This is a genomic window from Stenotrophomonas sp. GD03958 (assembly GCF_029839005.1).
In the GTDB taxonomy this organism is placed as follows: Bacteria; Pseudomonadota; Gammaproteobacteria; order Xanthomonadales; family Xanthomonadaceae; genus Stenotrophomonas; species Stenotrophomonas hibiscicola.
Genome location: NZ_JAOBZT010000100.1, coordinates 1 through 12058, shown reverse-complemented (window position 1 = coordinate 12058; position 12058 = coordinate 1). Strand labels below are relative to the sequence as shown.

Here is a 12058-nt window from a genome sequence, read left to right as displayed (position 1 = left end):
AAAACTGTCGAAGGCGGGGTGGGTCCGGTTGCGGGGGCGTGAGCGCCATGGATGGCGCGACCGAGGCTACATGGACGTATTCACGCCGTCCCCCGCAACCGGACCCACCCCGCCATCCCACGGAATGCAGGCCTTTGACCTTGACGTTGCCCTGGCCTCTGCGGGTGCAGGGCGCAGCCCTGCCGGCACCTATCCCCATTCAGGCAGGTAAGTGCAGGTCACAGGATAAGCAGACGCCTTGTTGCCTCCGCCAATCGGGTCCACATTCCTGTGCAGGAGACGGGCCACCGCCCGTTGTCGAGACACCAGGAGCCCTGCATGTCCGCTGCCCCCACCACCGCCATTTCCCGCGATCCGGCTACCGGCCAGCAGATCGCCAGCCATCCCTTCGCCACCGATGCCGAACTGGATGCGATCCTCGAGCGTGGCCAGGCCGGCTTCGCCGCCTGGAGCGCCAGCAGCCTCGAACAGCGGGCCGCAGTGCTGCGTGCGATGGCCGCCGTACTGCGCCGTGACCGTGAAAAGCTGGCCGCGCTGGCCACTGCCGAAATGGGCAAGGTCCAGGCCGAAGCACTGGCCGAGATCGAGAAGTGCGCCGTGCTGTGCGACTGGTACGCCGACCATGGCGCGCAGTTCCTGCGTGACGAACCCACCCAGGTGCCCGATGACAAGGCCTACGTGTCCTACCTGCCGCTGGGCGTGGTGCTGGGCATCATGCCGTGGAATTTCCCGTACTGGCAGGTGATGCGCGCGGCGGTGCCGATCCTGATGGGTGGCAACGGCTTCCTGCTGAAGCCGGCCGAGAACATCGTCGGTACCGCGCAGCTGCTCGACGCCGCCTGGCGCGACGCGGGGCTGCCGGAAGGCACCTTCATCGCCGCCAACATCAGCCGCGAGGGCACCAGCCGCGCGATTGCCGATGACCGCATTGCGGCAGTCACCCTGACCGGCAGCGTGGCCGCCGGCCGCAGCATCGCCGCCCAGGCCGGGCAGGCGCTGAAGAAGGTGGTACTGGAGCTGGGGGGCTCGGATCCGTTCATCGTGTTGGCCGATGCCGATCTGGACGCTGCCGTGGAGGCGGCGGTGGCCTCGCGCTTCCAGAATACCGGGCAGGTCTGCATTGCCGGCAAGCGCATCATCGTTGAAGACGCGGTGTACGACCGCTTCGTCGCGCAGTTCTGCCAGAAGGTGCAGGCACTGACGATCGGCGATGGCCGCGAGGCAGTCAACCGCATCGGGCCGATGGCACGCCAGGACCTGCTGGAGCAGCTGGATGCGCAGGTGCGTGCCTCGGTGGAGGCCGGCGCGAAGCTGCTCGTCGGTGGCCATCAGCTGGATCGCCCGGGCGCGTTCTACGCCCCCACCGTGCTGGCCGACGTGGAGCCGGGCATGCAGGCCTTTGATACGGAGACGTTCGGGCCGGTGGCCTCGATCAGCCGCGCCCGCGATGCCGACCATGCGGTGGAACTGGCCAACCAGAGTGAGTTCGGCCTCAGCGGCAACCTGTGGACCGGCGATCGTGCACGGGCCATGCAGCTGGCGCGCCGGCTGCAGACCGGAGGCGTGTTCGTCAACGGGTTCTCCGCGTCCGATCCGCGCGTGCCGATCGGTGGCGTGAAGAAGAGCGGTTTCGGCCGCGAGCTGTCGCACTTCGGCATCCGCGAGTTCGTCAACGCGCAGACCGTGTGGTTCGACAAGCATTGACGCGTTGCTTCCAACCTTCCTGCAACGATCCATCACCAGTCCAGCGAAAAGGACGGCATTCCAATGTCCAAGGGTTCAGACCTGCTCGTCGCCGCGCTTGAGAACGAAGGCGTCGAGCGTATTTTCGGCATCCCCGGCGAAGAGAACCTCGACGTGGTCGAGTCGCTGCGCCATTCCAGCATCGAGCTGGTCATCACCCGCCACGAGCAGGCGGCGGTGTTCATGGCCGCTACCTACGGCCGCCTCACCGGCAAGCCGGGCGTGTGCCTGGCCACGCTCGGCCCGGGCGCGCTCAACTTCACCACCGGTGCCGCCTATGCGCTCCTTGGCGCGTGGCCGGTGATCATGATCACCGGCCAGAAGGGCATCGTCGCCAGCAAGCAGGCGCGCTTCCAGATCGTCGACATCGTCAGCACGATGAAGCCGCTGACCAAGCAGGCGCGGCAGATCGTCTCGGCGCGCACCATCCCGACCATCGTCCGCGAGGCATTCCGGGTGGCCCAGGAAGAGCGCCCCGGACCGGTCCTGCTGGAGCTGCCGGAAGACATCGCGGCCGATGAAGTCGAGGGCGTGACACTGATTCCCCCGCACGCGGTGGACCGGCCGATTGCCAGCCCGGAGGCGCTGGATCGCGCGGCCGAGATCATCCGCAGCGCCAAGCGCCCGCTGCTGATGATCGCTTCGGCGGCCTCGCGGCCGCAGTCCAGCGACGCGCTGTCCGCGTTCGTGCTGCGCGCCGGCATCCCGTTCTTCACCACGCAGATGGGCAAGGGTGCGGTGGCCGGCGGCTCGGGCCTGTACATGGGTACCGCGGCGCTGACCGAACGCGACTACGTGCACATGGCCATCGACCAGGCCGACGTGATCGTGACCATCGGCCATGAGGTCACCGAAAAGCCGCCATTCGTGATGCGTCCAGGCGGGCCGACCGTGATCCATATCGGCTACTCGCAGGCGGCGGTGGAGCAGGTGTACTTCCCGCAGGTGGAAGTGATCGGTGACATCGGCCGTTCGCTGACCCAACTGGCCGACCGCATCGAAGGCGCGGTGCCCCATGCCGATGCGCTGCTGCCGCTGCGCGCGACCATCCTCGAGCACCTTGCCGATCGCGCCGAGGACGCTGGTTTCACCCCGCAACGACTGGTGCACGACGTGCGCCAGGTGATGCCGCCGGACGGCATCGTGGCGCTGGACAACGGCATGTACAAGATCTGGTTTGCGCGCAACTACCGCACCCAGGTGGCCAACACATTGCTGCTGGACAACGCGCTGGCGACCATGGGCGCGGGCCTGCCGTCGGCGATCATGGCCTCGATCCTGTACCCGCAACGACGGGTGCTGGCGGTGTGCGGCGACGGCGGCTTCATGATGAACAGCCAGGAGCTGGAGACGGCGCGCCGGCTGGGCCTGAACCTGGTGGTGCTGATCCTCAACGACGGTGCCTACGGCATGATCCGCTGGAAGCAGGCGGTGGATGGCTTCACCGACTACGGCATGACCTTCAGCAACCCGGATTTCGTGAAGTACGCGGAAGCCTACGGCTGCAAGGGCCACGAGGTGACCGCCATCGAGCAGTTCATCCCGACGCTGGAGGCGGCCTTCAACGAGGGTGGGGTGCACCTGGTGTCGGTGCCGGTGGACTATTCGGAGAACCAGCGGGTGCTGGTGGATGAGCTGCGGCAGGCGTTTCCCGGGAACGGCTGACGCCGGCGCCGCGCTCCGGTGGGTGTCGACCTTGGTCGACACAGGGACCGCCAACCAAGGTTGGCGACTACCGGGGCAGGGCGGCGGCGGGGCTGGGGCAGGGCGGTTTTGGTATGCTGGGCAACCGGCTGTGCCGGGCGCTGCATCCCCCTCACTACACGATTCCCGCAGATCCATGAGCGAAGCTACCGATACCCCCCCCGTCGACGAAAACAAGTTGATCGCCGAGCGCCGTGAGAAACTCAAAGCGCTGCGTGGGCAGGGCATCGCGTATCCGAACGATTTCCGTCGCGAGGACTTCGCCGGCCGCCTGCAGGAAGAGTTCGCCGATGCCGAGCAGTGGACCGCCGAGGCGCTGGAAGGCAATGGCCGCCAGGTGAAGATGGCCGGCCGCCTGATGGCCAAGCGCATCATGGGCAAGGCCAGTTTCGCGCAGATCCAGGACGAGTCCGGCCGCATCCAGCTGTTCCTGCAGGGCACGGTGCTGGGCGATGCCTATACCGCCTTCAAGGGCTGGGACGTGGGCGACATCATCGCCGTCGAAGGCGGCCTGACCCGCACCAGGACCGGCGAGCTGTCGGTCAAGGCCGAATCGATCCGCCTGCTGACCAAGTCGCTGCGCCCGCTGCCGGACAAGTGGCATGGCCTGGCCGACGTCGAGCAGCGCTATCGTCAGCGCTACGTCGACCTGATCGTGACCCCGGAATCGCGCGCGGTGTTCATCAAGCGCTCGAAGATCATCCGCGCCATGCGCGCCTGGCTGGACAGCCGCGACTTCCTGGAAGTCGAGACGCCGATGATGCATTACATCCCCGGCGGCGCGGCGGCCAAGCCGTTCACCACCCACCACAATGCGCTGGACCTGGACCTGTACCTGCGTGTGGCGCCGGAGCTGTACCTCAAGCGCCTGACCGTGGGTGGCCTGGAGCGCGTTTACGAGATCAACCGCAACTTCCGCAACGAAGGCGTCAGCACCCGCCACAACCCGGAATTCACCATGATGGAGCTGTACGAGGCCTACGCCACGTACAACGAGATCATGGACCTGACCGAAGGCGTGATCCGTGACGTGGCCAAGGCCGTCAACGGCAGCACCGAGGTCGAGTGGGACGGGGCGAAGATCGACCTGGGCCCGGCGTTCCGCCGTTGGCGCATGGACGAGGCGGTGCGCCACCACAACCCCGAGATTTCCGTCGCCGACTGCACCGACCGCGACGCGCTGCTGCGCCATTGCGAGCGCCTGAATATCCGCGTCAAGCCGTCCTACGGCTGGGGCAAGCTGCTGCTGGAGATCTTCGAGGCCACGGTCGAGCACACCCTGATCCAGCCGACCTTCATCACCGATCACCCGGTGGAGGTCTCGCCGCTGGCTCGTGCCAACGACAACGACCCGGGTTACACGGATCGCTTCGAGCTGTTCGTCAACGGCAAGGAGCTGGCCAACGGCTTCTCCGAACTGAACGACCCGGAAGACCAGGCGCAGCGTTTCCAGGCCCAGGTGGCCGCGAAGGAAGGCGGCGACGACGAGGCGATGCACTACGACGCCGACTACATCCGTGCGCTGGAGTACGGCATGGCCCCGACCGGCGGCCTCGGCATCGGCGTGGATCGCCTGGTGATGCTGCTGACCGGCAGCAGCTCGATCCGTGACGTGCTGCTGTTCCCGTACATGCGTCCGGAGCAGTAAGTCGTCTTTTTGACCCCTGTTTGTGCGCGCCGTCGCGAAATGAGACGGCGCGATTGACGCCTCCCGCACTCGGCGTATCGTTAATGCACTACCTTGACGTCTGTTATGGCTTGATCGGCGCCGGGGGGAGTGCGCATTGTGGAGAGTCCGCTTCACAATGTGATGACGATCATGAACCGGGACGCATGACACGGGAGTCGGGCCGATGCAGGGTGCGAGCGTTCGCAGCGGCAGGGTATCCTCGCCTGCTGATGATCCAGCATGGTCGAGAAACCAGGCGGAGTACGCGTTGAACATCGTCATTGTTGACGACCAGACGTCCGCGCGGACGATGCTGCGTCACGTCATCGAAGACATCGCGCCGGAACTGAGCGTGCATGACTTCGGCGATCCGCTGACCGCATTGGCCTGGTGCGAGGCGCACCCGGTCGACCTGCTGCTGCTCGATTACCGCATGCCGGAGATGGACGGGCTGGAGTTCGCCCGCCGTTTCCGTCGCCTGCCCAAGCACCGCGATATCCCGGTGATCCTGATCACCGTGGTCGGCGACGAGCCGATCCGGCAGGCGGCGCTGGAAGCGGGGGTCATCGACTTCCTGGTCAAGCCGATCCGCCCGCGCGAACTGCGCGCGCGCTGCTACAACCTGCTGCAGCTGCGCCAGCAGACCGAGAACGTGAAGCAGCGCGCGTTGTCGCTGGAGCAGCGCCTGCTGGCCAGCATGCACGAGGTCGAGGAACGCGAACGCGAGACCCTGTCGCGATTGGCACGGGCGATCGAGTTCCGTGATGCCGGCACCAGTGCCTACCTCGAACGCATGGCGCGCGTGGCGGGGCTGATTGCCGAGCAGCTGGGCCTGCCCGAAGACGACGTGCGCCTGATCGAGATGGCCGCACCGCTGCATGACATGGGCAAGATCGCCATTCCCGACGCGGTGCTGCTCAAGCAGGGCAAGCTCAATGACGAGGAGCTGGCGATCATGCGCAGGCATCCACGCATCGGCCACGAGCTGCTCAGTGGCAGCCAGAACCGTTTCATCCAGGTGGGCGCGCTCATTGCGCTGCGCCATCACGAGCGCTATGACGGCAGCGGCTACCCCGACGGCCTGGTCGGCGAAGCGATCCCGCTGGAAGCGCGGATCGTTGCTGTCGCCGATGTCTTCGACGCACTCATCTCACCCCGTCCGTACAAGGAAGCATGGACCATGGAAGCCACACTGGCCTATCTGTACGCACAGCGTGGCCGCCTGTTCGATCCACGCTGCGTGGATGCGCTGATGCGCGGCCGCCAGCAGTTGATGGACATCTGCGCCCAGCACTCGACGGCATCGACGCGACCGGGTGGGTGACATGCAGGACCTGTTCGCACGCGTGAAGCGTCGGCTGGCGCAGCGTCCGGATTCGGAACATGGCCAGGCGATCGTGCGGGTGGTGCTGATCTCGCTGATCCTGATCTATGTTCTGCTGTCCGGTGCCCGCCTGCACCGGTTGGATCAGTACCAGGGCGTGCTGGCAACGGTAGTGACCGGCCTGGGCCTGTCGCTGCTGCTGTTCGGCTGGCTACTGTGGAGGCCGCAGCGCTCGGACCCGCGACGGGTGGCCGGGATGCTGGCCGATTACGGACTGATCGCGATCGGCATGATCCAGATGGGTGAGCCGCTGGCGTGGGTGTATGCGGTGGTGATGTGGGTGACAGTGGGCAACGGCCTGCGCTTCGGGCCGTGGTACCTGGCCGCTGCCGTCGTGCTGGCCATGGCCAGTTTCGGCACTACGGTGCTGTTGACCCCTTACTGGCAGGCCAACCTGGGCCTGGCGGTTTCACTGTGGCTGGGGCTGTTGGCGGTACCGTTGTGCTGCTCCTCCCTGCTGCGCCGAAGGATGCGACATCCGACCATGGATACGACGCCCGCCACTGGCTCCGACAAGCGCTCGCTGCTGGCCCGCTTCAAGCAGCGCCTGTCCGGGCGCGAGGACAGCGAGCACGCGCAGAACCTGATCCGCATCATCATCACGGCGCTGTTCATCAGCTATCTCGGCTGGCGCTCGCTGAGCGGTGGCGGTGAGGCGCTGACTGCGACGTGGCTGATCCTCGCCTTCGAGCTGACCATTTCCGCAGGCCTGCTGGCCGCGATCCTGGTCAATCCGGGCGTGTCGCATGTGCGCCGGGTGATCGGCATGCTGACCGACTACACCTGCATGGCCTGGATCATGACGATCCAGGGCGAGCCGGCCGCACCGCTGTATGCGGTGATGCTGTGGGTCACGATCGGCAACGGCATGCGCTACGGCAGCACCTACCTGCGCGTGGCCACGGCCATGGGCTGCCTGGCGTTCCTGTGCACGGTGATGCTGTCGCCCTACTGGCGCAGCCACGACTATCTGGGCTGGGGCCTGCTGCTGGGCCTGGGCGCGATTCCGCTGTACTTCGATTCGCTGTTGCATGCCTTGACCCGGGCGGTGGCCGAGGCGCGCCAGGCCAACGAAGCCAAGAGCCGCTTCCTGGCCAACATGAGCCATGAGTTCCGCACGCCGCTGAACGGGCTGGCGGGCATGACCGAAGTACTGGCCACCACCCGCCTGGACGACGAACAGCGCGAGTGCCTGAACACCATCCAGGCCTCGACCCGCAGCCTGCTGGCGCTGGTGGAAGAGGTGCTGGACATCTCCGCGATCGAAGCCGGCAAGGTGCGCGTGGAGTCGCACGAGTTCGCACTGGCCGACGTGCTGCAGGCGATCAACCTGATCCTGACCCCGCAGACCCGCTCCAAGTCGCTGGACTATCGCGTGCAGGTGGACGACAACGTGCCGCCGCGCCTGCTGGGTGATGCCGGGCATCTGCAGCAGATCCTGCTGAACCTGATGGGCAACGCGGTCAAGTTCACCGACAGCGGCTACGTGCATCTGCGCGTGTCGAGCCCGGACGCGCCGGGCAGCCAACGGATGCGCCTGCGATTCGAGATCGTCGATACCGGCATCGGCGTGCCGGTGGCGCTGCGTGGGCGCCTGTTCAATGCCTTCGAGCAGGGTGATGTCGGCCTGGCCCGTCGCCATGAGGGCACCGGCCTGGGCACGGCCATTGCCAAGGGCCTGGTCGAGTCGATGGGCGGGCAGGTCGGCTATGTACCGAACAGCCCGCGCGGCAGCGTGTTCTGGGTCGAGATCACGCTGGACGTCGCAGAGACCGCATCAGCCCCGGCGGTTCCGTCCGAGGTGGCTGAAGCCGGCAATGTCATCGCGTTTTCCAACCCCTTCCTGCGCCATCGTGCACGGGTGCGCAGCCTGCGGGTCCTGGTGGCCGACGATCACGAGGCCAACCGCATGGTGCTGCAGCGGCTGCTGGAGAAGGCCGGCCACAAGGTCACCTGCGTCAACGGCGGCGCCGAAGTGCTCGATGCGTTGGAGCAGGCCAGTTACGACGCAGCGATCGTCGACCTGCACATGCCCGGCATGAGCGGACTGGATCTGCTCAAGCAGTTGCGGGTGATGCAGGCCAGCGGCATGCCTTACGTTCCGGTCATGGTGCTGAGCGCAGACGTCACCCCCGAGTCCATCCTGCGTTGTGAGCAGGCCGGCGCCCGCGCCTTCCTTGCCAAGCCCGTGGTGGCCACCCGCCTGCTGGAAGTGCTGGCCGATGTCGCCGCCAACACCCGCGCCGAGCCCGGCATCCAGTCGGTGCCTGCATTGCCGGTCGGCGATGGCGTGCTCGATACCGCGGTGCTGGACGAGCTGGCGTCGCTGGGCATGGGCGATGGCTTCGAACGCAAGTTCATCGACCAATGCCTGGCGGACGTCGACGCGAGCATGGGCCAGCTGCAGGGCTGCGGCGAGCGCCAGGCGTGGGAGGATTTCCGCGAGCACGCCCACGCGCTGCGTGGCGTGGCGAGCAACCTGGGGCTTGTCCAGGTTGCCGCCTCCAGTGGCGAAATCATGCGCATGGTGGACTGGCAGCTGAAGGGTGAATGGAGCGCCCGCCTCAGCAACCTGGCGACCGCTCTGCGCAACGGCAGGAATGCGTTGGCTGCCCGTAGTGCGGGGGCACCGCACCGCGACGACAGCGAGCGCAGCCCGTCCTGACCCGCCAGACGATCAGGCCGGGTCGCCATTGCGTCGGGCCTGCGCCCGTACCAGCCGATCCATGGTGCGCAGGGATTTCTCGCCGAGCTGCATTGCAGTGTCTACCCAGATCTCGGTGATCCGCATCATTTCATGCAGCGGCACCATGGTGGCGATCTCGTTGACCTCACGCATCGCCGCCCAGGCGTGCGGGATGCGTCGGCTTTCCTTGATCACCTGTTCGACTGCGGCAACACCTTCGCCCACCGGCACCACGATGTCGACCAGGCCCATTTCCTTCAGCTGGCTGGCGGTGTAGAGGTTGCCTTCCAGCATGATCTTCTCCGCCAGTCGCGGACTGATCCGCTGGCACAGGAAGGAGTAGGCGCCCATGCCGGGGAACAGGTCGAACAGCACCTCCGGCAGGCCCATCAACACGCCTTCCTCAGCGACAATGGTGTGGCAGCTCAGTGCGGCCTCGAAGCCGCCCCCCAGTGCATTGCCCTGGACCAGGGCGATGCTGTGGGCACGGGTGCCCAGGCCGGCATGGAAGGCATGCACGCCGCGCACGCAGCGCTGGGCATAGTCGAGCAGGCGGGCGCGGTCGCCCTCGCGGATCAGGCGGCAGAACAGTTCGAGATCGCCGCCCAGGTTGAACACGTCGCTGTCCGAGGCAAGTACGACATGGGGTGACAGAGCGTGCGAGGCGCTGAGGCGATCGCCCAGTTCGCGCTGGTAGTCGACGATGTCATCGACCAGGCGCGAGGCGAAGCACGGCCGGCCTGGCTGGTTGACCAGGTTGGCGTGCATATGGATCCAGTAAACGTCCCGCTCGGGTTCTTCGGTGATACGCAGGGTAGGGTGCTGCGAGGGACGGGTAATGATGGGGCGTACTGCAGACATGGGAGTTCTCCGTGTGACCGTCCGGCCAACCGCAGAGCGGACGGAGAGGAGTGAGGGGGCGAGCTGAACATGCGGCGGCGACTGATTCTATGCACCCGTCGTGAACCGCCCGCAAGCGCCGGGCCGGCCATGTTCCGGCAATAAAAAGACCCCGCCGTCTCCGGCGGGGTCCCCTGTACTGTCGTGTTGCCCGGAAACCCTTACTGGGCGGGCGTATCACGCAGCTCGCGACGGAGAATCTTGCCGACGTTGGTCTTCGGCAGCTCCTTTCGGAATTCTACGATTCTGGGGTGCTTGTAACCGGTCAGGTTGGCCCGGGCATGTTCCTTGACCATTTCCGCGGTCAGGTTCGGGTCCTTCTTCACGATCACGACCTTCACGACCTCGCCGGACTTCTCGTCCGGGACACCGACCGCAGCCACTTCCAGCACGCCGGGCATCATCGCGATGACGTCCTCGACCTCGTTCGGGTACACGTTGAAGCCGGACACCAGGATCATGTCCTTCTTGCGGTCGACGATGTAGAAGAAGCCCTGTTCGTCCATCTTCGCCATGTCGCCGGTGTGCAGCCAGCCGTCGGCGTCGATGGCGGTGGCGGTTTCCTCCGGGCGCTGCCAGTAGCCCTTCATCACCTGCGGGCCCCTGATGCACAGTTCACCCACTTCGCCCAGCGCCAGGATGTTGCCGTTGTCGTCCTTGATGCAGGCATCGGTGGACGGGATCGGCAGGCCGATGGCGCCGTTGTACTCGGGCAGGGTGAGCGGATTGATGCAGGCTGCCGGCGAGGTCTCGGTCAGGCCGTAGGCCTCGACCAGGGTCACGCCGGTGACCTTCTTCCAGCGTTCGGCCACGGCACGTTGGACGGCCATGCCACCGCCCAGGGTGAACTTGACCGAGGAGAAGTCGATCTCGTCGAAGCCGGGGGTGTTGAGCAGGCCGTTGAACAGCGTGTTGACACCGGTGATGGCGGTGAAGCGGGTACCCTTGAGCTCCTTGACGAAGCCCTTCATGTCGCGCGGGTTGGTGATCAGGTGGTTGCAGCCACCGAATTTCATGAAGACCAGGCCGTTCGCGGTCAACGCGAAGATGTGGTACAGCGGCAGGGCCGTGATGATCACTTCCTTGCCCGGCTCGATGCCCGAGGTGGACAGCCACGCCGACGCCTGCTGCATGTTGGCGATCAGGTTGCGGTTGGTCAGCATCGCGCCCTTGGCCACGCCGGTGGTACCGCCGGTGTACTGCAGGAAGGCGATGTCGTCGTGGTCGATCTCGACAGGCGGAAGCGCGTGGCGGCTGCCCAGCTTGAGCGCCTGCCTGAAGCGGACGGCGCCCTTGATGTGGTAGTTGGGCACCATCTTCTTGACGTACTTCAGTACGAAGTTGACGATCGCGCCCTTGGCGCCGAGCAGGTCGCCCAGGCCGGTGGTGACCACGTGCTTGACCGGCGTATCGGCGATGACCTGCTCGACGGTGTCGCCGAAGTTGTCGACCACCACCAGCGCACTGACGCCGGCGTCTACCAGCTGGTGCTTGAGTTCGCGCGCAGTGTACAGCGGGTTGACGTTGACCACGGTCAAGCCGGCGCGCAGCACGCCGAAGGTGGCCACCGGGTACTGCAGGCAGTTGGGCATCATCAGGGCGACGCGGTCACCCTTCTTGAGCTTGAGCTCACCCAGCAGGTAGGCGGCGAACTGGGTGACCAGCGCGTCTGTCTCACCATAGGTGAGGACCTTGCCGAAGCTGGAGTAGGCGGGACGGTCGCGGAATTTCGCGACGGAAGCGTCGAAGACCGAAGCTACCGAATGGAACTCGTTGACGTCGATTTCGGCGGGAACGCCTTTCGGATAGCTCTGCAGCCAGGGACGATCCAGACTCATATTCCCCCTCCAGGAATCGTGATGTATTAGGTTCGGCCCCGAGCGTATCGACAATGGCCGTTCATTGCAGCATACCCCGCCGTAGGGAAAACGCGAAGAGGGGTTTGCGTGGCGCATTGTGCGAACGCGTCAAA

Annotated in this window: 7 protein-coding genes; 5 read left to right on the top strand and 2 right to left on the bottom strand. The window is 65.9% G+C overall.

From position 1 onward, the window contains the following. Positions 1-318 precede the first annotated feature (318 nt). From N5C25_RS19205 to N5C25_RS19185, 5 genes are all read left to right on the top strand, one after another. Positions 319-1704 (top strand): NAD-dependent succinate-semialdehyde dehydrogenase, encoded by a 1386-nt coding sequence (locus N5C25_RS19205; RefSeq protein ID WP_279937671.1) that lies wholly within the window; start codon positions 319-321, stop codon positions 1702-1704. Between the two features lie 63 nt (positions 1705-1767). Next, positions 1768-3408 (top strand): acetolactate synthase large subunit, encoded by a 1641-nt coding sequence (locus N5C25_RS19200; RefSeq protein ID WP_279937669.1) that lies wholly within the window; start codon positions 1768-1770, stop codon positions 3406-3408. Between the two features lie 175 nt (positions 3409-3583). Continuing rightward, positions 3584-5095, top strand: a complete 1512-nt coding sequence (lysS, locus tag N5C25_RS19195; protein WP_021202068.1) for a lysine--tRNA ligase — start codon at positions 3584-3586, stop codon at positions 5093-5095. Between the two features lie 205 nt (positions 5096-5300). After that, complete coding sequence (locus tag N5C25_RS19190) at positions 5301-6440, top strand: two-component system response regulator (RefSeq protein ID WP_019661474.1); 1140 nt, start codon at positions 5301-5303, stop codon at positions 6438-6440. Positions 6441-6984: 544 nt separating this feature from the next. Further along, positions 6985-9165 (top strand): response regulator, encoded by a 2181-nt coding sequence (locus N5C25_RS19185; RefSeq protein WP_058979998.1) that lies wholly within the window; start codon positions 6985-6987, stop codon positions 9163-9165. A 12-nt stretch (positions 9166-9177) separates the two neighbouring features. Here N5C25_RS19185 and N5C25_RS19180 read toward each other — a convergent pair whose 3' ends face one another. After that, positions 9178-10047, bottom strand: coding sequence for a crotonase/enoyl-CoA hydratase family protein (locus tag N5C25_RS19180; RefSeq protein ID WP_012480080.1), 870 nt, complete (start codon positions 10045-10047; stop codon positions 9178-9180). Between the two features lie 200 nt (positions 10048-10247). Continuing rightward, positions 10248-11924, bottom strand: coding sequence for a long-chain fatty acid--CoA ligase (locus tag N5C25_RS19175; RefSeq protein ID WP_019661476.1), 1677 nt, complete (start codon positions 11922-11924; stop codon positions 10248-10250). Between the last annotated feature and the right edge of the window lie 134 nt (positions 11925-12058).

What these genes read in the sequence shown, in the direction of transcription:
- N5C25_RS19180 (WP_012480080.1), bottom strand. Translation starts at nt 10,047, where the DNA reads ATGTCTGCAGTACGCCCCATCATTACCCGTCCCTCGCAGCACCCTACC.
- N5C25_RS19200 (WP_279937669.1), top strand. Translation starts at nt 1,768, where the DNA reads ATGTCCAAGGGTTCAGACCTGCTCGTCGCCGCGCTTGAGAACGAAGGC.
- lysS (WP_021202068.1), top strand. Translation starts at nt 3,584, where the DNA reads ATGAGCGAAGCTACCGATACCCCCCCCGTCGACGAAAACAAGTTGATC.
- N5C25_RS19190 (WP_019661474.1), top strand. Translation starts at nt 5,301, where the DNA reads ATGCAGGGTGCGAGCGTTCGCAGCGGCAGGGTATCCTCGCCTGCTGAT.
- N5C25_RS19205 (WP_279937671.1), top strand. Translation starts at nt 319, where the DNA reads ATGTCCGCTGCCCCCACCACCGCCATTTCCCGCGATCCGGCTACCGGC.
- N5C25_RS19185 (WP_058979998.1), top strand. Translation starts at nt 6,985, where the DNA reads ATGGATACGACGCCCGCCACTGGCTCCGACAAGCGCTCGCTGCTGGCC.
- N5C25_RS19175 (WP_019661476.1), bottom strand. Translation starts at nt 11,924, where the DNA reads ATGAGTCTGGATCGTCCCTGGCTGCAGAGCTATCCGAAAGGCGTTCCC.